Source organism: Salibaculum sp. (assembly GCF_035270045.1).
GTDB lineage: Bacteria > Pseudomonadota > Alphaproteobacteria > Rhodobacterales > Rhodobacteraceae > Salibaculum.
Genome location: NZ_DATFIP010000025.1, coordinates 1 through 19,458, shown reverse-complemented (window position 1 = coordinate 19,458; position 19,458 = coordinate 1). Strand labels below are relative to the sequence as shown.

Genomic DNA, 19,458 nt, shown 5'->3' with positions numbered 1-19,458 from the left:
GTCTGAAACCTGCATCTGGCTGCGATCAATCTCGCGGTCGGTGGCAATGTCAGTCATGTCAGGTTCCCTTAACGATGCTCACGCTGGAGCTTCTTCTCCAGGTAGATGGAATAGCGGCTCATGCTGTAGCAGAAGATGAAGAACAGCAGGCCGATGAAGAGGAACAGTTCCCAGTAGATGCCGTTCCACTCGGTCGTCGCCCGGATTGCATTGGTCAGGCCGATCGGGTCCAGCAGGCCGATGAAGACAACCAGCGTGGTGTCTTTGAACAGACCGATGAAGGTGTTCACGATTCCGGGTATGGAAATCTTGAGTGCCTGCGGCAGGATGATCAGGCGCATGGACTTGGCATAGTCCAGCCCCAGCGCGTCGGCGGCCTCGTACTGCCCCTTGGGTAGGGCGGCCAGGCCACCGCGGACCACCTCCGCGATATAGGCCGAGGCAAAAAGCGTCACCATGATGATGACCCGCAGCATCAGGTCGAAATTGGTGCCCGGCGGCAGGAAGTAGTTCAGCAGAAGCGAGGCGGTGAAGAGCCACACGATCAGCGGCACGCCACGTATGATCTCGATGAAGGCCACCGAGACCTTGGTGATGATGAAAAGGTGCGACTGGCGGCCAAGCGCAAGCAGTATACCCAGCGGCAGCGACAGGATGATCCCCGAGATTCCTATGATCAGCGCCAGCATGAAGCCACCGATGTCGTTGGACGCGACCTTGGTGATCTGAAGCGGCACAACCGACGCCAGACCCGAGACCAGCGGCCCGACCAGGAACATCCAGAACAGGATGGGCAGAAAGATGGCGGCCAGCGTGCCCAGGATGGTGCCCGCGGCGCGCCCGATGTAGACGAAACCGGCGGCACCAAGGAAAAAGCCCCCTGCCGTCACGATGGGACCCCAGAGGCTGCCCCCCCAGATAAGCCAGTAAACGATGAAGGGCGCGGCCAGCGACCCCCAAAGCGTCTGGCGCGGCATGCCCTGGAACAGAACCGGCGCGATTCCCAGCAGGAAAACAACGAAGGCGAGGATCGGGCGCCAGTATAGGTCCGAGGGGTAGAACCCGAAGACCAGTTGCGGCCAGCGTTCCGAGATCACGGAGAAACAGGCACCGCCATGACCGCTCAGCCCCTGCTCGGCCAGGACTTCGCGGCATCCGGCCAGGCTGCCCGTGGTCCAGACCGAATTGGCAAACCACGGAAGCAGCGCGGCAAGCACGGCGTAGATCACGAACAGTGACAGCACCGTCAGGAGGACGTTCAGCCAACCCGAGAAAAGGTTCTCGCGGACCCACTTGACCACGCCCTTCTCGGTAATCGGCGGTTCCTGCTCGGCCAGCATCTCGGTGCGGACAAAGCGGGTGGTTTCGGCATGCACTTCGCTCATGTCACCGCTCCTTCAGCTTCACGGCGTTGTTGTAGACGTTCATCAGTGCCGAGATGATCAGGGACAGCAACAGGTAGAACAGGCCCAGCAGCAACATGCCCTCCAGCTCGCGTCCGGTCTGGTTGATGGTGATTCCACCCAGGGTCGACCGGACGTCCATGTAACCCACGGCGATCGCGAGCGAGCTGTTCTTGGTCAGGTTCAGGTATTGCGAGATCAGCGGCGGGATGATGACCCGCAACGCCTGCGGCAGTATGACCAGGCTCATGGTGCGGGCCGGGCGCAGGCCCAGCGCGCTCGCTGCCTCGGTCTGGCCCTTGCTGACCGACAGAATGCCGGCGCGCACGATCTCGGCTATGAAAGCGCCGGTATAGAGCGCCAGCGCCAACCAGAGCGCGATCAGGGAGTTGCGCAGGTGTATCCCTTCGGCGAAATTGAAGCCGCGGAAGAAGGGTGCCACTATGGTCGCCCCCATCAGCAGAAGCACGGCGAGCGTCGGCAGGACGATGACCCCGAGATTGACGTACCAAGTCGCCGGACGATCGCCCGTGGCCTCCTGTATGGCGTCGGCCCGCCGCTTGTTCCAGCGCGCCCCCAAGATGGACGCCGCGAGCACGCCGAATACGATCAGCCAATCCCAGACCGAAGACGGTGGCGGCGGGCTTTCTTCGCCAGCCTCCCGGGCGGCGGTATTCTCGGCCCGCCATTCGGCACCCGCGCCACTCACGGAGTTCTCGAAGCCGACACGCGGAATGTAGACGCCGCGGTTGGTCACGGCGACGCTTTCGCCCACGATCATCGACGCCGCGGCATCGTCGCCCCGGAAATCTCGCGGCTCGGGCGTGCTCTCGGTCATGATCGCGAAGATCAGGATGATCCACAGCAGCAGCGGAACGTTGCGGAACCCTTCGACGTAGACGGCCGTGAGGTTGCTGACCAGCCAGTTCTTTGACAGCCGCAACACCCCGGCCAGAACGCCAAGGACCGTCGCAAGGGCACAGCCCAGCGCGGCGACCAGAATGGTGTTGAGGATTCCGACCATGGCGGCACGGCCATGTGTGCTCTGGCTGTCGTAATCTATCAGACGCTGGTTGATGTCATAGCCGGCTGGCTGCGTCAGGAAACCGAAGTCGAAGTCCTTGCCCAGGGTTTCCAGATTCTGGACGGTGTTGTTGACCAGCCACCAGATCGCGGCGACCAGCAGCGCCAGAGCGATAACCTGGATGGTGAGCGAGCGATAGCGCGTGTCGTAGATAAGCTGGCTGAGCCGAAAGGAAGCCTTCGGCACGTCTGGGGACGCTGACATCTGTTATCTCCCTGGTCCCAGGCTGAATCCTGGCGCACCCGTTGGCCGAATTGCGCGAATTGTCTGGGGTGGCTACCGGCGACCGTGCCGATCGCGCGACGGGGGGCGCCAAGGCACCCCCCGTCAGAAGCTCTTAGCGGAACGGCGGGGCGTACATCAGGCCGCCCTCGGTCCACTGGGCGTTCAGGCCCCGGGCCAGGCCCACCGGGGTGTTCTCGCCGATGTGGGTCTCGAAGAGTTCACCGTAGTTGCCCCCGGCCTTGATGGCGCGCAGGGCGAAGTCGGCGTCGAGACCGAGCATGGCGCCAAGCTCACCTTCGGTGCCGAGCATACGGTTGATTTCCGGATTGTCGGTGCCTTCGGCCAGTTCGTCAGCGTTGGCCGAGGTAACGCCCAGCTCTTCGGCCGCGATCAGCGCGTTGAGCGTCCAGCGCACGACGTCACCCCATTCGTTGTCACCATGGCGCACGAGCGGGCCGAGCGGCTCTTTCGAGATGATCTCAGGCAGGATCACGTGATCCGAGGGGTTCTCGAAGGAGGCGCGGGTCGCGGCCAGCCCCGAGGAGTCGGTGGTATAGACGTCGCAGGCTCCAGCCAGGTACTGCTGCTGCGCCTCGGCGTTGGTTTCGATCGGCAGCGGCTCGTATTCCATGTTGTTGGTACGGAAGAAGTCCGCGAGGTTCAGCTCGGTCGTGGTGCCGGTCTGAATGCAGACGGTCGCACCTGCCAGGTCCTTGGCCGAGGACACGCCAAGGTCGCGCGGGACCATGAAGCCCTGACCGTCATAGTAGTTGATGCCGGTGAATTCGAATTTCAGGTCGACGTCACGGGTGAAGGTCCAGGTGGTATTCCGGGCCAGCATGTCGATTTCGCCCGAGGCCAGCGCGGTAAAGCGGGTCTGCCCAGTGGTGGGCACGAATTCGATGGCCATGGGATCATCGAGAACCGCGGCGGCGACAGCACGGCAGACAGCCACGTCAAAGCCTTGCCACTCGCCGTTGGCGTCGGGGGCCGCAAAGCCCACAAGGCCGGTGGTCACGCCACAGTTGAGCGTGCCGCGAGCCTTGACGTCGTCAAGCGTGGCTGCCGTAGCAGCCCCGGCAGCAAGGCCGGCAACCGTCAGCGTGCCGAGAAATACGGATTTCTTCATTTTTTTACCTCTTCCTGAGTTCCCCCATGGGACAGGGGGTTCTTTTTTTCGTCGTCCCGAAGGACGAGGGCGATACGACGCAGGACTCCTGCGAATGGTGGTAGATTGGTCGGATTCAGGTGCCTAGGTCAAGGGCAAGTAAACGGCTCAAGACCCGCCAATCACGGTTTATTCGACTGCAGAACGATGAATTTGAAGGCGCTTCGACCAACCGGCGTGCGCTATACCATGGCATACAGGTTTGCGGCATCTTTCAGTTGCCCGCGCTTGATCTCTGCCGTCGCCATGGCTTCGGTGTCGGCGCCCCATCGCTCGATCTGCCAGTCCTCGTCGAGCCGGGACAGGTCAAATGCCCGGTCCGCCTCGATGCGTCCACGAGATACGGCCAGGCCCAGCACCAGAGAGCCTGTGATCGTGACCAGATCGTGCAGAGCAGTCAGCTGGAACACTCCTTGATCACGGGTCGCGGTGCGGAGGCGCTCGAGCGCTTCGGGGGGCTGGGCCACGGGCATCACGCCCTGTGCGAGGCGCAGGCGCGCGCCAAAAGTTTCCGCGGCCCACTCCAGCAGGGGGTCCCAGTTGAGACGCTGCCGGTCGCAAAGCTCCTCCGGCGCCTCGGCGCGATAACACAGAAGGTCGCTGCCGCCGTAGCCGGCCAGCATCTCGGCCACCTCGTCGAACTGTATGGCCACCTTGTCGATGGCGGCATTGGCCGCGCGGGTCACCGGCATCGCCGACGGATCAATGATCTTCTCGACGGCGCGCCATTCCTCGGCGATGGCCTCGGCCATCGCGCGCGTCGGCACGGCGACGGGGGCCTTGGCCGGGGTCTTGACCGGGCGCCCGTCCAGCACGATGCCATGGCCGATATCGGTCTCGACAACGGTCACCTCTGTCCAGAACCGGCGGGGTCGCCAATCGCTCATGCGTCCTGCTCCGTAGCTTGTCCGATCAGCCCGTCCACCGCGGCGTCCAACTCCGAGAAATCGCCGATCATGGCATCCGCCGTCAGGGTGTCCGCGGCGTGATAGCCCCAGTCGACGCCTATGCCGCGCACGCCAGCAGCACGGGCCATATCCATGTCGAAGCGGGTATCGCCCACCATGACCGCGCGGTCGGCGGCAACGCCGGTTTCCGAGAGGCAGGCCAGTAGCATGGCGGGATGCGGTTTCGAGGGGTGGTGGTCACTGACCTGTGTGGTGACGAAAAGGCCCTCCAGCCCATGCCCCTCGATCAGCTTGTCGAGCCCGCGGCGAGACTTGCCCGTCGCCACCCCCAGCAAGGTGAAGGGATCGGCCTGCAACCGGTCGAGCGCCGCCCTGGCGCCGGGATAGAGCGGGCTGGTCTCGTGCATCCGTGCCTTTTCCCGCAGGGCGACATAGGCGTCCTTGTATGTCTCGACCATGCGGGCGCGACGGGCGGGGTCCAGTCCGGGCGACAGGCTTTCCATCGCCACGGGCAGCGACAGGCCCACGATCGAAAGCACCGCGGCGCGGTCCGGAAGCGTGATGCCTTCGGCTGCATAGGCCGCGGCCATGGCCGCCAGAATATCGGCCTGGCTATCGACCAGCGTACCGTCCACGTCGAAGATCACCAGGCGCAGCTCGGGCATCACATCAGCTCTTCGAAAGGGTCCTCGGCGGCCAGATCCTCGGTCCAGCCGAAGGTATCCCAGGATTGCGCCATGTGATCTGGCAACGGCGCGGTCACGGTGATGGTCTGCCGCGTGACCGGGTTCTCGAACCGCATCATCCGCGCGTGCAGATGCAGCTTCTTCGAGATGATGCCGCCCAGTTGCGCGCCCCAGCCATCGCCCATGTTCTCTTGCCCCGCGCCGCCGTACTTGCCGTCGCCGACGATGGGGTGGCCGATCTCGGCCATGTGCGCGCGCAGCTGATGCGTGCGCCCGGTCAGCGGCTCCATCGCGACCCAGGCGGCGCGGCTGGCGACCCGGTATAGCGTGGCATAGAGCGTATGCGCCCGCTTGGCACCCGGCGTGCTGTCCATGTCACGGGGGTGAACCGCGTGCATCCTTTCACCCTCCCCCGCGGCGCCTCGGCCTCCGGCCTTGACCAGCCCATACTTGATCTCGCCGAGATAGGGAGTGGGCACACCGGCCACCAGCGCCCAGTAGATCTTGCGTGTATCCTTGTGCCGCATGGCCGCGGTCAGCCCCTGCGCCGCCTGCCGGCTGCGGGCAAGAAGCAGCACGCCCGACGTATCCTTGTCCAGCCGATGCACCAAGCGCGGCTTTTCCTCGGCCCCGAACTTCAGGGCCTCGGACAGGCCGTCCACATGGCGGGTCTGCTTGCTGCCGCCCTGCGTGGGCAGACCGGCGGGCTTGTTCAGGGCGATCACCTCGTCGTCGCGGTAGATCACGCAATCGCGGATCATCCGGGCATCGGCCTCGGAAATGCTGTCCTTGGGTCGAGCCGGCGCCTCGCTGTCTGGCAGCGGTGGAACGCGGACCTGCTGCCCCTCGTCGAGCCGCGTGTTCGCCTTTACCCGCCCGCCATCGACGCGGATCTCTCCCTTGCGGCAGCCCTTCTCGATACGGCCCTGGGTGATCTGCGGAAAACGGCGTTTCAGCCAGCGGTCGAGCCTCTGGTCCCCCTCGCCCGGTGCGACGGTAATGCTCAGAACCGCAGTCATGCCAGCACCGCGCGCATGGTCTGGACACCGGCCAGGATCGCCAAGAGCGACCCGGCGACCGACAACCCGACATAGAACGCCGCCTGACCTGCTTGGCCACGTTCGATCAACGTCAGGGTTTCCAGCGAAAAGGCCGAGAATGTCGTGAACCCGCCCAGCACCCCCGTCACCAGGAAGGGGTTCAGCGCCGCCGGTCCGCGTTGACCAAGGTAGACCACCAGCGCGCCCATCAGGAACGACCCGAGGATATTGACTGTCAGAACACCCAAGGGAAAGCCGCCCGCCCCAAGGCCGCGGGTCACCGCAACCCCCGTGGCAAAGCGCGCAGCCGAGCCGATGGCCCCGCCCAAGGCAACCTGTAACATGGTGATTAACATGGGCGCGTTCCTTGACGCTATGGGGGGCATTGTCAACTGCCTCGCCGCCGGGTGCGCAGCTTGGCGAAGTACTCCACCCGCTTTTTCAACTCGCGCTCGAAGCCGCGGTCGACCGGGCTGTAGTAGACACCGCGTTTCATCCCGTCGGGGAAATAATTCTGCCCGGAAAAGCCGTCCTCGGCGTCGTGATCGTAGGCATAACCCTCGCCATGACCGATATCCTTCATCAAGGACGTCGGCGCGTTCAGGATATGTTTCGGGGGCGGTTCGCTACCGGTCTTTTTGGCCGCTGCAACCGCATTCTTGTAGGCCGCATACCCCGCGTTGGATTTCGGGGCCAGCGCGAGGTAGATCACCGCCTGCGAAAGGGCCAGCTCGCCTTCGGGGCTGCCCAGCCGTTCATAGGCCTGCCACGCCCCTATACAGACGTCCTGTGCCTGCGGATCGGCCAGACCGATATCCTCGACCGCCATGCGGGTCAGGCGCCGGGCGAGGAAACGCGGGTCCTCACCACCTTGCAGCATCCGCGCGAACCAGTAGAGCGCCGCGTCCGGGTCCGAGCCGCGCACCGATTTGTGCAGCGCCGAAATCAGGTTGTAGTGCGCATCGCCCGACTTGTCGTAGTTCGCCGCGCGCTGGGTCAGCCGCGTTGTCAGGGCCTCGGTGTCGAGCTTCTCGGTCCGGGGCCAGGAAGCAACCTGTTCCACCAGGTTGAGCAGGGCCCGTCCGTCGCCATCGGCCATCTCCAGAAGCGCCTCGCGCGCCTCGCCAGTCAACGGCAGGGCCTGGGCCAGTTCCTGTTCGGCGCGCCGGGCCAGGCGCTCGAGGTCGGCCAGCGTCAGGCGCTTCAGAACCAGCACCTGGGCACGGCTCAGAACGGCGGAATTCAACTCGAACGAGGGGTTCTCGGTCGTGGCGCCGACCAGCACGATGGTGCCGTCCTCCATGTGGGGCAGGAACCCGTCCTGCTGCGCCTTGTTGAAACGGTGGATCTCGTCGACGAAAAGCAGCGTGCCCTGTCCGTCCCGCCGCCGCATTTTCGCGGCGTCGAAGACCTTGCGCAGCTCCGGCACGCCCGTGAAGATCGCGCTGATCTGGATGAAATGCAGGTCGCTCGAGGCGGCCAGCAGCCGCGCGATCGTGGTCTTGCCCACCCCCGGCGGCCCCCAGAGGATCAGCGAAGAAAGGTTGCCCGCCGCCAGCATCGCGCCCAGCGGTCCCTCGGGGCCCAGCAGGTGTTCCTGCCCGATGACCTGGTCCAGGGCGGCAGGGCGCAGCCGGTCGGCCAGGGGACGCGGGGCATTGGCACCGGCATCATCGCCAGGGGTGTCGAAGAGATCGGCCATTGGGCAACTCTATGCCCGCGCCCCCGCCGAGACCAGACATGGCGGGCGGGCAGGTGTTAACGAAAATGGCCCGCCGAAAAGGGCGGGCCATCCAGGACGCATGCAGGTGGACCGATCAGTCCGCATCTTCCTCGGCCGCAAGGCGGGCCCGGTCTGCGGCGCCCTTGGCGTCGGGGTCGCGATCGACCAGTTCGATGATCGCCATCGGGGCCATGTCGCCGTAGCGGAACCCGGTCTTGAGAACACGGGTGTAGCCGCCTTGTCGGTCGCTGTAGCGAGCGCCGAGAACATCGAAGAGCTTGGCGACATCCTTGTCCTGCTTGAGCTGAGCCGCGGCCTGGCGGCGGGCGTGTATATCGCCACGCTTGGCCAGCGTCACCAGCTTGTCCATGACGCGCTTGAGTTCCTTGGCCTTGGGCAGGGTTGTCTTGATCTGCTCGTGTTCAATGAGCGACCCGGCCATGTTCGAGAACAGGGCCTTGCGATGTTCGTGGGTCCGGTTCAGGCGGCGGTATCCGCGAGCGTGGCGCATTTTCAATCTCCTAGGGTGCCCTCTACGGGCGGTTTTGCTTTGTCCGGCGGGCCATGCGTGTGACCCGCTCTCCTTGGGGCAGAATGCCCGGGGGCGGAACCAGATTGTGGAATTCCGGCTCCACCCGAAGTCGTATCAGAACTGGTCTTCGAACTTCTTGGCCAGGTCCTCGATATTGTCCGGCGGCCAGTCCTCGACATCCATGCCAAGGTGAAGGCCCATGCCCGACAGCACTTCCTTGATCTCGTTGAGCGACTTGCGGCCGAAGTTCGGCGTGCGCAGCATCTCGGCCTCCGTCTTCTGGATCAGGTCGCCGATGTAGACGATGTTGTCGTTCTTCAGGCAGTTGGCGGACCGCACCGACAGTTCCAGTTCGTCCACCTTCTTGAGCAGCAGCGGGTTGAATTCCAGTCCGTCGTCGTCCTGGCTGGCGTGCGAGGACTCGGGTTCGTCAAAGTTGACGAAGACTTGGAGTTGATCCTGAAGGATCCGCGCGGCATAGGCCACCGCGTCCTCCGGCGTGATCGATCCGTCGGTCTCGACATTCATGGTCAACTTGTCGTAGTCCAGCACCTGGCCTTCACGGGTGGGCTGCACGTCGTAGCTGACCTTCTTGACCGGGGAATAGATGGCGTCGATGGCAATCATGCCGATCGGCGCGTCCTCGGGCTTGTTCTTGTCGGCAGCGACATAGCCCTTTCCGGTGTTCACGGTAAGCTCGATGTAGAGGTCGGCACCCTCATCGAGGTGACAGATCACGTGATCCTTGTTCAGGATCTCGATCCCTGCGCTTTCCGAGATATCACCGGCCGTGACCACGCCCGGACCCTTGGCCTGCACCTGCAGGCGCTTGGGGCCCTCGGTCTCCATGCGGATCGAGACGCCCTTGAGGTTCAGCACGATATCGGTGACGTCTTCACGGACACCGGACACCGAGGAAAACTCGTGCAGCACGTTGTCGATCTGCACGGCGGTGATGGCGGCGCCTTGAAGCGACGACAGTAGAATGCGGCGCAGGGCATTGCCCAACGTCAGGCCGAAGCCGCGTTCAAGCGGTTCGGCGACCACGGTTCCCTGGCGCGCCGGGTCCTTGCCCGGTTTGACGTCAAGCTGCGTGGGTTTGATTAGTTCGGCCCAGTTTTTGTGGATCATGCGTCCCTCCATACTTGTCTGCCCTGCTGATCCGGCGGGGCGGACGCCCGAGGTAGAAATGACGAAAGGAGACCCCGCGCGCGGGGTCTCCGTGGAATCCTGTCTGTCAGACGCGGCGACGCTTCGGCGGGCGACAGCCGTTGTGCGCGATCGGGGTGACATCCCGGATCGCGGTAATGTTGAACCCGGCGGCGGCCAGAGCGCGAAGGGCACTCTCGCGGCCCGAACCGGGGCCTTGGACCTCGACCTCGAGGGTCTTCATGCCGTGTTCCTGCGCCTTTCGGCCCGCGTCTTCTGCAGCCATCTGTGCGGCATAGGGCGTGGACTTGCGCGACCCCTTGAACCCCATGGTGCCGGCGGACGACCAAGAAATGGCGTTGCCCTGCACGTCGGAAATCAGGATCTTGGTGTTGTTGAAGCTGGAGTTCACATGGGCAACGCCAGCAGCGATGTTCTTGGAGACCTTCTTCTTGCCTCCGCGACGGGTATCACGTGCCATTGGTAGCTACCTCCCTTACTTCTTCTTGCCGGCGATCGGCTTCGCCGGGCCCTTGCGGGTGCGGGCGTTGGTGTGCGTGCGCTGACCACGCACGGGGAGGTTGCGGCGATGGCGCAGGCCGCGATAGCACCCGAGGTCCATCAGGCGCTTGACGTTCATCTGCACCTCTCGGCGCAGGTCGCCCTCGACGGTGTAGTTGGCGTCGATGTGCTCGCGGATCGAGAGGACTTCGGCATCGGACAGCTCATTGATGCGGCGGGCTGCATCGATGTTGACGGCCTCGCAGATGGCCCGGGCCGAGCTATGGCCGATTCCGGTGATATAGGTGAGGGCGATCGGGACCCGCTTTGCAGTCGGGATATTCACGCCGGCGATACGTGCCACGTTGTCTTTCCTTTCGTTGCGGTTCCGTAACGCCGGAACCTTTTTTCACAACTGAAGCCCGGAGCATTTCGCTGCCGGGCCCAAGCTTGGTTCAGGTGGTCTGCCCCGATCGGTGCGTGGCCCGATTCGGCGCGTCTCCCTTGCGGGATGGGGATGTCTAGGGGGACGTGGAGAGATGGTCAACCCCTCAAGACACGGCGCTGGAATGGCCTCCGACAAAGCCGCATCACCGGTGCCCCGCGCACGCACGGTTGGGCCGGGATGCCCGTTGAAAAACCAGCGTGCGTAACCTGTCGCCTAGTCCTTCAGGACGCCTTCGATCGCCGCGGCAACCTCTTCGATTTCGCCAAGACCGTTCACCGAGGCAAGGTCGCCCTTGGCGTAGTAGTAACCGATCAAGGGCGAGGTCTGCTTGTAGTATGCCAACAGGCGAGTCTTGAGGCTTTCTTCGTTGTCATCCGCGCGGCGCTTGAACTCGGCTTTCTGGCCGCAGGCCGTGCAGACACCATCACCTGGGATCGGCTTGGTATTGTCGTTGTAGACCTCGCCGCAATTGGCGCAGGTGGACCGCGCCGTGATGCGGGCAACCAGCTCGTCGTCGTCCACCTGCATCTCTATCACGGCATCAAGGCCCTGCCCCTCTTCGTGCAACAACGCGCCCAGGGCATCGGCCTGTGCCAAGGTGCGCGGGAAACCATCGAAGATGAAGCCGTCGCCCGCATTGCCGCTTTCCAGCTTCTCGCGGATCAGGCCTATGACGATCTCGTCAGTCACCAGGTTTCCCGCATCCATGACCGCGGCAACCTTGTTGCCCATCTCGGTGCCCGAGGTCCGCGCCTCGCGCAGCATGTCGCCGGTGGACAGCTGCACCATGTTGCGTTGCTCCACGAGGCGGCGGGCCTGGGTGCCCTTCCCCGCGCCGGGCGGTCCGAGAAGAATGATGTTCATTTGCGTGCAGGTCCCTTGCTGCGTTTCTTCGATCCGCGCTTGCCGCGCAGTTGCGATTTCTCGATCAGGCCCTCGTACTGATGGGCCAGAAGGTGCGACTGGATCTGCTGGATCGTGTCCATGCCGACGCTGACGATGATCAGCACCGAAGTGCCGCCGAAGTAGAAGGGGATGGCCAGCTGGCTGCGCAGGATTTCCGGCAGGATCACGATCAGCGCCAGGTAGGACGAACCCAGAACCAGGATCCGGGTAACGACGTAGTCAAGGTATTCCGCCGTGCGCTTGCCCGGCCGGATGCCGGGAACGAACCCGTTCTGGTTCTTCAGGTTGTCGGCCACATCGTCGACCTTGAATGCCACTTCCTTGGTGTAGAAGAACGTGAAGAAAACGACCATGGCGACCATGAACAACAGGTAAAGCGGCTGTCCGGGCCCGAAGTAGGCAAGGATCGTCGACATCACCGGGCCGGTCTGGCTGCCCGAGAAGGTGCTGAGCGTGGTGGGCAGCAGCAACAGGGCGCTGGCAAAGATCGCCGGGATGACGCCGGCCGGGTTCACCTTGATGGGCAGGTGGCTGGATCCACCATCGAAGACCTTCATGCCGACCTGACGGCGCGGGTACTGGATGTGCACCTTGCGCAACGATCGCTCCATGAAGACGACAAAGGCCAGAACGACGATCACCATGGCGATCACGGCAACGATCAGCCCCCAGTTGCCGGTGGACCGGCCCTGGGCGAGGAAACTGGCCAGTGCCGAAGGGATCTCGGCGATAATGCCCACGAAGATGATCAGAGAGATGCCGTTGCCGATGCCACGGGCAGTGATCTGCTCACCCAGCCACATTAGGAACATGGTACCACCGACCAGCGTGATGACACAGGCTGCACGGAAGAAAAGGCCCGGGTCGGTTACAAGGTCCCCCGCCTCGAGGCTTGCGGCCATGCCGTAGGCCTGGAAGGTTGCGAGTACAACGGTGCCGTAACGGGTATACTGGTTGATCTTCTTGCGGCCCTGCTCGCCCTCTTTCTTGAGCTGCTTGAGCGGCTCCCACATCGCGGACAACAACTGCACGATGATCGAGGCGGAAATATACGGCATGATGCCAAGCGCGAAGATGCCCATCCGACCCAGCGCACCGCCGGTAAACATGGACAGGATGCCACCTATCCCGGCCTGGGCGTCCTCCATGAAGGATTGCAGCGCGATCGTGTCGATGCCCGGCACAGGGATGTAGGTGCCCAACCGGTAGACGATCAGCAGACCGAGCGTGAAGAAAATGCGCTGTCGGAGTTCCTTGGCCTGGCCAAGGGCCCCCCAGCTCATGTTCGATGCCATTTGTTCAGCAGCGGATGCCATGTATGCCCACCTGTTCAGACGAACGCCGCCGGACCGGTATCCCGGACGGCGGCGTCAGGAAACTTGGATAGGGATGTAAGGGGCGCGACGCACCCCCACAACCCTTTACTCTGCCGCAGCCACGGGTGCGACGGTCACCTTGCCGCCAGCCTTTTCGACGGCTTCGACCGCGCCTTTGGACGCGCCGGTGACATTCAGCGTGACCTTCGTGGTGATCTCGCCCTTGCCCAGAACGCGAACACCGTCCAGCTTGCGGCGGATGACGCCGGCGTCCAGCAGGGCGTCCTCGGTGATCTCGCCCTTGGCGTCGAGCTTCTTCGCGTCGATGAATTTCTGGATGATCCCGAGGTTCACGACAGCGAATTTCTTGCGGTTCGGCTTGTTGAAGCCACGCTTGGGCAGACGCTGGTAGAGCGGCATCTGGCCGCCTTCATAGCCCTTGATGGCCACACCCGACCGGGATTTCTGACCTTTCAGACCACGGCCACCGGTCTTGCCTTTGCCCGAGCCGGGGCCACGGCCCACGCGCATGCGCTTTTTTGCGGCGCCTTCGTTGTCACTCAGTTCGTGCAGTTTCATATCGCTTCTCCTTTGCCGGACGACCCTGCCGAAGCGATGCGCAGGGGACACGGCTTTGCGTTTGATCGAGTCGACCCCTCGTGGGCCACCGGGGGCGTATACGGCCTGAGCGGGCGACGATCAAGGGGCTGGGATGCAGGGAAAAGAAAACGCCCCGGCCATTTCTGACCGGGGCGCGGTGTTGCTCGCACGGGGCAGGTCTCAGCCGCGTTCTTCGACGATCTCGACCAGGTGCGGGATCTTGTTGATCATGCCGCGGACCGAAGGGGTGTCTTCCAGCTCGCGGGTCTTGTGCATCTTGTTCAGGCCCAGTCCAACGAGCGTGGCGCGCTGGCCCTGCGGGCGACGGATCGGCGAGCCGATCTGCTTGATGAGAAGCGTTTTTTGCGCCATGGATCAGGCCTCCTCGGCAATCTGGGTCTGCGGGTCGCCGTAGTCAGGCGCCTCGTCACGGCTGGGCAGGATCTCGGTAACCTTCTTGCCCCGGCGCTGTGCGACCGAGCGCGGGCTCTGCTGGAATTGCAGCGCGGCCAAGGTCGCGTGGATCATGTTGTAGGGGTTCTGGGTGCCGACCGACTTGGCAACGACATCCTGAACGCCCAGCATCTCGAAAACGGCACGCATCGGGCCACCGGCGATGATCCCGGTACCCTGCGGAGCGGTGCGCAACACCACCTTGCCAGCGCCGTGGTGGCCAAAGCCGTCATGATGCAGGGTGCGGCCCTCGCGCAGCGGCACGCGGATCATCTTCCGCTTGGCAGCTTCGGTAGCCTTGCGGATGGCCTCAGGAACCTCCTTGGCCTTGCCTTTGCCGAAACCGACACGGCCCTTCTGATCGCCCACGACGACGAGAGCGGCGAAGCCGAAACGCTTGCCCCCCTTCACGGTCTTGGACACCCGGTTGATCGCGACGAGGCGATCGGCGAATTCCGGCGTTTCATCTCGATCGCGGCGGTTCCCGCGCTTCTGCTGGTCTCGAGCCATCTGGCTTCCTCTCGGTCTGGCGCGGCGCGCCGGTCAACTCAATCCTGGTGCCAATGCGTCCGGCGGGACGCGCAAGCCCGGATCATCGGGGGGGCGTGCGCCGCCCCCCGCAATTCTCAGATCTTCAAACCGCCTTCACGGGCGGCATCGGCCAAGGCCTTGACCTTGCCGTGGAACAGGAACCCGCCGCGGTCGAAATAGGCCTCGGTCACGCCGGCCTTCTTGGCCCGTTCGGCGATCGCTGCACCCACTTTCGTGGCGACTTCGACGTTGTTCTTTCCGGCCCCGGTGAGGGCCTGCTCCATCGAGGAGGCAGCGGCGAGCGTGACGCCGTTCACATCGTCGATCAGCTGGGCGCTGATGTTCTTGTTCGACCGATGAACGCTCAGGCGCGGACGCCCGGAATTCATCTTGCGAAGCTTGTTCCGGACGCGCAGGCGGCGTTTCTGGAACAGGTCTCTTTTGCTGTTTGCCATCTGTCGCGTCCTTACTTCTTCTTGCCTTCCTTGCGGAAGATATACTCATCGACGTACTTGATGCCCTTGCCCTTGTAGGGTTCGGGAACACGCCATTCGCGGATGTTCGCGGCCACTTGGCCGACCTGTTGCTGGTCAGCCCCCTCGACAATCACGACTGTCGGCTTGGGCGCGGTGACGGTGACGCCCTCGGGCACCTCGAAGTTGACGTCGTGCGAATAGCCGAGGTTCAGCTTGAGCACGTTGCCCTGCATCTGGGCGCGGTAACCAACGCCGTTGACCTCCAGCTCCTTCTTGAAGCCGTCGGTCACACCGGTGACGCAGTTCTGCAGCATGGTACGGGACATGCCCCACTGCTGGCGGGCGCGCTTTGAGGGGCCGCGCGGCTCAACCGAGACGGCGCTCTCATCAATCGAGAGGGTGACATCGTCGGTTGCGGTGAAAGTGCGGGTACCCTTGGGCCCCTTCACTTCTACGGTCTGGCCGGAGACAGTGGCGGTGACGCCGCTGGGCAGCTCGACCGGTCTTTTACCAATACGAGACATAATCAGCTCTCCTTAGAAGACCTGGCAAAGCACCTCGCCGCCAACCTTGGCAGCGCGGGCGTTTGCATCCGACATCACGCCCTTGGACGTGCTGACAATCGACACACCCAGGCCCTGGCGAACCTGCGGAATGTCCTTGGAGCCCATGTAGACGCGACGGCCGGGCGTGGACACACGCTTCAGGTCGCGGATAACGGGGCTACCTTCGTAATATTTGAGGCTGATCTCGAAGGCGGGGTGTCCGTTGGCTTCGGTCTTCTCGTAGCCCCGGATGTAGCCTTCGTCGGCCAGCACATCCAGCACCCAGGCGCGCAGCTTGGACGCCGGGGTCAGAACCGTAGACTTGCCACGAAGCTGGCCATTGCGGATACGGGTCAGCATATCGCCGATAGGATCGTTCATGACTGTCCCTCCTTACCAGCTGGACTTGACCAGGCCCGGAATCTGGCCATCGGACCCGAGGTCCCGAAGCGCGATCCGGCTGATCTTCAGCTTGCGATAATAGGCGTGCGGACGCCCGGTCAGCTGGCAGCGGTTGTGAAGCCGGGTGGGCGAGCTGTTGCGCGGCAGCTTGGCAAGCTCGAGCCGCGCCTTGAAGCGCTCTTCCATGGGCTTCGATTCATCGTTGGCGATTTCCTTGAGAGCGGCGCGCTTGGCGGCGAATTTCTCGACCAGCTTCTGGCGCTTGTTCTCGCGGGCGATCATGGATTTCTTGGCCATCGTATACGTCCCTCAGCTGTTGAACGGCATGTTGAAATGCTTCAACAGCGCCTTGGCTTCTGCATCGGTCTTGGCGGTGGTGGTGATGACGATATCAAGACCCCAGACCTCGTCGACCTTGTCGAAGTTGATTTCCGGGAACACGATGTGTTCCTTCATGCCCATGGCGTAGTTGCCACGGCCGTCGAACGATGTGCCGGGCACGCCGCGGAAGTCGCGGATACGCGGCATCGCGATAGTCACCAGGCGGTCCAGGAAATCGTACATGCGGTTGCCACGCAGGGTCACCTTGGCGCCCAGCGGCATGTCTTCACGAACGCGGAACCCGGCGATAGACTTCTTGGCCTTGGTGATGACGGCCTGCTGACCGGCAATGGCGGTGAGATCGTCCTGGGCCGCCTTGGCCTTCTTTGAGTCCTTGACCGCTTCGGCACCGCAGCCGATGTTGAGTACGATCTTGTCCAGCCGCGGGATTTGCAAGTCATTGCCGTAGCCGAACTCTTCCTTCATGGCAGCACGGATGCTGTCATTGAACTGGGCACGCAGGCGCGGGATGTAGGTCGCAGTATCCAGCATCAGATCACGTCCCCCGTGGTCTTGGCAAAGCGGACTTTCTTGTCACCGTCCATCTTGAACCCGACGCGGGTTGCCTTGCCGTTCTTGTCGACAATGGCCAGGTTGCTCAGCTGGATCGGCGCCGGTTTCGGCGTCCGGCCGCCTTGGCTAGCCTGGCTCTGCTTTTCGTGACGAATGGCAATGTTCACGCCGTCAACCACGGCCTTGCCGGCCTTCGGATCGACAGACGTGATCTCGCCGGTCTTGCCCTTGTCCTTGCCGGCCAGGACGATGACCTTGTCACCCTTCTTCAGTTTCGCGGCCATCAGAGCACCTCCGGAGCGAGCGAGATGATCTTCATGAAGCTCTTCGCGCGCAGTTCGCGAACCACCGGACCGAATATACGGGTGCCGACAGGTTCTTCGTTGTTGTTGAGGATGACGGCGGCATTGCGGTCGAAGCGGATCGCGGTCCCATCTTCGCGGCGAACTTCCTTGGCGGTGCGCACGACGACGGCCTTGCGAACGTCGCCCTTCTTCACGCGACCGCGCGGAATGGCCTCTTTGACGGAAACGACGATGATATCGCCGACCGATGCGTAACGGCGGTGTGAACCGCCGAGGACCTTGATGCACTGAACCCGGCGTGCGCCGGAGTTGTCAGCGACATCCAGATTGGTCTGCATCTGGATCATTTGGTTTCTCCCGACCTGTGGGGGGCATCATCGCCTTTTCCCCAGGGTTTCGCTCAAACCGGAAAATGGACGCCTCAGTTGGCGACCACCTCCCAGCGTTTTGTCTTGGACTTGGGCGCGCATTCCTGGATGCGGACCTTGTCCCCAACCTTGAACTGGTTGTCCTCGTCGTGCGCCCGGTACTTCTTGGACTTGCGGACGGTCTTTTGCAGCAACGGGTGCTTGAAGCGACGCTCGACCGAAACGGTGACGGTCTGCGCGTTCTGATCGCTGGTGACGGTGCCTTGAAGGATACGCTTGGGCATGTCTTACGCCTCCTGCGCGGCAGCCGCCGCTTTTTCGTTCAGAATGGTCTTCACCCGGGCGGCATCACGCTTGACGGCACGCATGCGGGCAGTGTTCTCCAGTTGGCCGGTGGCCTGCTGGAAGCGGAGGTTGAAGGCCTCCTTTTTCAGGTTGGCAAGCTCGTCCCGAAGCTGATCCGGGGTCTTGTCACGAAGTTCCGTGGCGTCCATCGCCCTTGTCCTTTCCAACATCACCGAGGGGCCCCTGTCGGGTCACCCACAGATTCGGTGGAGTCCATGTAGAAGTGGCGCGTATATGCGCGATTGCAGGGTGTGGCAACCCCTTTGTCCGAGGCGATGAAAATGCCCCCTCGCAGGCGGTTCGCACCTAGGCTATCAGAACGGCATGGCCAATATCAGATCTCTCTTCGTGACCCGTCTTTACCACGCCCGGCTGTCCGAGTACGGCGCCCCCATCGATGCGCAGGAACTGGAAACGTCCTGCTACTCCATCGCCGAGGACGATGAGGCGGGCCAGGCCTGGTGCGAACGCGAGGGGTATCCCGGCTACACATCCTATGCGTCGCTCAGTGACTTGCCCTGGCGGTTCCCGATTTTCCAGCAGGTCGTGGACTGTCTGGACCGCCACGTCGCCGCCTTTGCCGAAGACCTCGAATTCGATCTGGCAGACCGCAAGCTGGTACTGGAGGATATCTGGATCAATATCCTGCCCGAGGGCGGCAGCCACTCCAGCCACCTGCATCCGCATGCCGTGATATCCGGGACAACCTATGTCGCGATGCCCGGGGGCACCTCGGCGCTGAAACTGGAGGACCCGCGATCAGGCCGCCTGATGGCCGCACCGCCGCGCAACAAGGACGCGCGCGAGGACAGGCGCACCTTTGTCTATATCACCCCCGAGGTGGGAGATGTGCTTCTCTGGGAAAGTTGGCTGCGCCACGAGGTGCCCATGAACATGGCCGAGGCGGAACGGATTTCCGTCAGCTTTAATTACAAATGGGAATAAGCCGCAGCCTCCGCTGAAACCGTTCCGAAAGGGTCAGGCGCCATCCTGCTGGGCGAGATCCAGGGAATGGAGGCGGCCAGAATGGCGTTACGACTATTGGGAATGGCCCTGATGTGGCTGGGCTCGCCGGCGACGGCCGAACTGCAGTCACTCTTTCCGGGACCCACTTCGGCCGGCGTCGCAGACCGGGCCCCCGCCAGCCTGTTTGCAGGGTCTGATGCCGGGCTTTTCCGAGCGGTCGTGCGGCAGCCGCCTGTCCAGTCCTTGCCACGGGTTGGTGATCGGGTGGATCGGCTTTTGGCCCTGATCGCCCGGGCCGAGGCGGGACCAGCCGACTACGATGCGGTGCAGCACGGCGCCCGCGTGCCCCCACCCGGCCCACCAACCGCGCTGACCCTCGCCCAGATCGACGCCTGGATCGCGGCCACGCCGAACCAGCCCCACGCCATAGGGCGCTACCAGTTCATCCCCGACACGCTGCGTCGCTTGGTCCGTGCCGAGGAAT

The 19,458-nt window shown here is 63.4% G+C and carries 27 protein-coding genes and 1 pseudogene; 2 read left to right on the top strand and 26 right to left on the bottom strand.

Annotated elements, in window-relative coordinates; all coding sequences use genetic code 11:
- Positions 1–68: 68 nt before the first annotated feature.
- The 26 genes from VJ897_RS04210 to rpmC form a co-directional block, all read right to left on the bottom strand.
- On the bottom strand, positions 69–1,385 hold the full coding sequence (locus VJ897_RS04210; RefSeq protein ID WP_324053554.1) for an amino acid ABC transporter permease: 1,317 nt from the start codon (positions 1,383–1,385) through the stop codon (positions 69–71).
- Between the two features lies 1 nt (position 1,386).
- Positions 1,387–2,691, bottom strand: a complete 1,305-nt coding sequence (locus tag VJ897_RS04205; protein WP_324053552.1) for an amino acid ABC transporter permease — start codon at positions 2,689–2,691, stop codon at positions 1,387–1,389.
- A gap of 133 nt (positions 2,692–2,824) precedes the next feature.
- On the bottom strand, positions 2,825–3,841 hold the full coding sequence (locus tag VJ897_RS04200; RefSeq protein WP_324053551.1) for an amino acid ABC transporter substrate-binding protein: 1,017 nt from the start codon (positions 3,839–3,841) through the stop codon (positions 2,825–2,827).
- Between the two features lie 221 nt (positions 3,842–4,062).
- Positions 4,063–4,767: an ATP12 family chaperone protein gene (locus VJ897_RS04195; protein ID WP_324053549.1), complete on the bottom strand. Its 705-nt coding sequence runs from the start codon at positions 4,765–4,767 to the stop codon at positions 4,063–4,065.
- Positions 4,764–5,453 (bottom strand): HAD-IA family hydrolase, encoded by a 690-nt coding sequence (locus VJ897_RS04190; protein ID WP_324053547.1) that lies wholly within the window; start codon positions 5,451–5,453, stop codon positions 4,764–4,766. The genes VJ897_RS04195 and VJ897_RS04190 overlap by 4 nt, the downstream gene beginning before the upstream one ends.
- Positions 5,453–6,493, bottom strand: a complete 1,041-nt coding sequence (locus tag VJ897_RS04185) for an RluA family pseudouridine synthase (protein WP_324053545.1) — start codon at positions 6,491–6,493, stop codon at positions 5,453–5,455. Before VJ897_RS04185 ends, VJ897_RS04190 begins: the two co-directional genes overlap by 1 nt.
- Complete coding sequence (crcB, locus tag VJ897_RS04180) at positions 6,490–6,870, bottom strand: fluoride efflux transporter CrcB (protein ID WP_324053544.1); 381 nt, start codon at positions 6,868–6,870, stop codon at positions 6,490–6,492. Before crcB ends, VJ897_RS04185 begins: the two co-directional genes overlap by 4 nt.
- Positions 6,871–6,902: 32 nt before the next feature.
- Complete coding sequence (locus tag VJ897_RS04175; protein ID WP_324053542.1) at positions 6,903–8,216, bottom strand: replication-associated recombination protein A; 1,314 nt, start codon at positions 8,214–8,216, stop codon at positions 6,903–6,905.
- A gap of 115 nt (positions 8,217–8,331) precedes the next feature.
- Positions 8,332–8,748 carry a 50S ribosomal protein L17 gene (gene rplQ, locus VJ897_RS04170; RefSeq protein ID WP_324053540.1) on the bottom strand — a complete coding sequence of 139 codons (417 nt, stop codon included), beginning with the start codon at positions 8,746–8,748 and terminating at the stop codon, positions 8,332–8,334.
- A gap of 135 nt (positions 8,749–8,883) precedes the next feature.
- Positions 8,884–9,900: a DNA-directed RNA polymerase subunit alpha gene (locus VJ897_RS04165; RefSeq protein WP_324053538.1), complete on the bottom strand. Its 1,017-nt coding sequence runs from the start codon at positions 9,898–9,900 to the stop codon at positions 8,884–8,886.
- A 106-nt stretch (positions 9,901–10,006) separates the two neighbouring features.
- The gene (rpsK, locus tag VJ897_RS04160) at positions 10,007–10,399 is read right to left on the bottom strand and encodes a 30S ribosomal protein S11 (RefSeq protein ID WP_324053536.1); all 393 of its coding nucleotides are present in this window, start codon (positions 10,397–10,399) and stop codon (positions 10,007–10,009) included.
- A gap of 15 nt (positions 10,400–10,414) precedes the next feature.
- On the bottom strand, positions 10,415–10,783 hold the full coding sequence (gene rpsM, locus VJ897_RS04155; RefSeq protein ID WP_324053534.1) for a 30S ribosomal protein S13: 369 nt from the start codon (positions 10,781–10,783) through the stop codon (positions 10,415–10,417).
- A gap of 297 nt (positions 10,784–11,080) precedes the next feature.
- On the bottom strand, positions 11,081–11,731 hold the full coding sequence (locus VJ897_RS04150; RefSeq protein ID WP_324053532.1) for an adenylate kinase: 651 nt from the start codon (positions 11,729–11,731) through the stop codon (positions 11,081–11,083).
- Positions 11,728–13,089, bottom strand: a complete 1,362-nt coding sequence (secY, locus tag VJ897_RS04145) for a preprotein translocase subunit SecY (protein ID WP_324053531.1) — start codon at positions 13,087–13,089, stop codon at positions 11,728–11,730. The genes VJ897_RS04150 and secY overlap by 4 nt, the downstream gene beginning before the upstream one ends.
- A gap of 105 nt (positions 13,090–13,194) precedes the next feature.
- Positions 13,195–13,668 (bottom strand): 50S ribosomal protein L15, encoded by a 474-nt coding sequence (gene rplO, locus VJ897_RS04140; RefSeq protein WP_324053529.1) that lies wholly within the window; start codon positions 13,666–13,668, stop codon positions 13,195–13,197.
- A gap of 201 nt (positions 13,669–13,869) precedes the next feature.
- Positions 13,870–14,061, bottom strand: coding sequence for a 50S ribosomal protein L30 (rpmD, locus tag VJ897_RS04135; protein WP_324053527.1), 192 nt, complete (start codon positions 14,059–14,061; stop codon positions 13,870–13,872).
- Between the two features lie 3 nt (positions 14,062–14,064).
- Positions 14,065–14,652: a 30S ribosomal protein S5 gene (gene rpsE / locus VJ897_RS04130; RefSeq protein ID WP_324053525.1), complete on the bottom strand. Its 588-nt coding sequence runs from the start codon at positions 14,650–14,652 to the stop codon at positions 14,065–14,067.
- A gap of 116 nt (positions 14,653–14,768) precedes the next feature.
- Positions 14,769–15,128 (bottom strand): 50S ribosomal protein L18, encoded by a 360-nt coding sequence (rplR, locus tag VJ897_RS04125; RefSeq protein ID WP_324053522.1) that lies wholly within the window; start codon positions 15,126–15,128, stop codon positions 14,769–14,771.
- 11 nt (positions 15,129–15,139) lie between these two features.
- On the bottom strand, positions 15,140–15,673 hold the full coding sequence (gene rplF, locus VJ897_RS04120) for a 50S ribosomal protein L6 (RefSeq protein WP_324053520.1): 534 nt from the start codon (positions 15,671–15,673) through the stop codon (positions 15,140–15,142).
- Between the two features lie 12 nt (positions 15,674–15,685).
- Positions 15,686–16,075, bottom strand: coding sequence for a 30S ribosomal protein S8 (gene rpsH / locus VJ897_RS04115; protein ID WP_324053518.1), 390 nt, complete (start codon positions 16,073–16,075; stop codon positions 15,686–15,688).
- Positions 16,076–16,087: 12 nt separating this feature from the next.
- Entirely contained in the window at positions 16,088–16,393 is a 306-nt protein-coding gene (gene rpsN / locus VJ897_RS04110) for a 30S ribosomal protein S14 (RefSeq protein WP_324053516.1), read from the bottom strand.
- 12 nt (positions 16,394–16,405) lie between these two features.
- The gene (gene rplE, locus VJ897_RS04105) at positions 16,406–16,969 is read right to left on the bottom strand and encodes a 50S ribosomal protein L5 (protein WP_324053515.1); all 564 of its coding nucleotides are present in this window, start codon (positions 16,967–16,969) and stop codon (positions 16,406–16,408) included.
- Positions 16,969–17,274, bottom strand: a complete 306-nt coding sequence (gene rplX / locus VJ897_RS04100; RefSeq protein ID WP_324053513.1) for a 50S ribosomal protein L24 — start codon at positions 17,272–17,274, stop codon at positions 16,969–16,971. The genes rplE and rplX overlap by 1 nt, the downstream gene beginning before the upstream one ends.
- Entirely contained in the window at positions 17,274–17,642 is a 369-nt protein-coding gene (gene rplN, locus VJ897_RS04095; protein WP_324053511.1) for a 50S ribosomal protein L14, read from the bottom strand. The genes rplX and rplN overlap by 1 nt, the downstream gene beginning before the upstream one ends.
- Before the next feature lie 74 nt (positions 17,643–17,716).
- Entirely contained in the window at positions 17,717–17,947 is a 231-nt protein-coding gene (gene rpsQ, locus VJ897_RS04090; RefSeq protein WP_324053510.1) for a 30S ribosomal protein S17, read from the bottom strand.
- Positions 17,948–17,950: 3 nt separating this feature from the next.
- A complete protein-coding gene (gene rpmC, locus VJ897_RS04085; RefSeq protein WP_324053507.1) occupies positions 17,951–18,157 on the bottom strand; it encodes a 50S ribosomal protein L29 in 207 nt (68 codons plus the stop codon).
- A 175-nt stretch (positions 18,158–18,332) separates the two neighbouring features.
- On the opposite strand from rpmC, the gene VJ897_RS04080 reads away from it, so the two are divergent.
- Both VJ897_RS04080 and VJ897_RS04075 read left to right on the top strand, forming a co-directional pair.
- Positions 18,333–18,953 carry a TIGR02466 family protein gene (locus VJ897_RS04080; RefSeq protein WP_324053505.1) on the top strand — a complete coding sequence of 207 codons (621 nt, stop codon included), beginning with the start codon at positions 18,333–18,335 and terminating at the stop codon, positions 18,951–18,953.
- A gap of 81 nt (positions 18,954–19,034) precedes the next feature.
- Positions 19,035–19,458: pseudogene (locus tag VJ897_RS04075) on the top strand (lysozyme family protein); the annotation flags it as partial.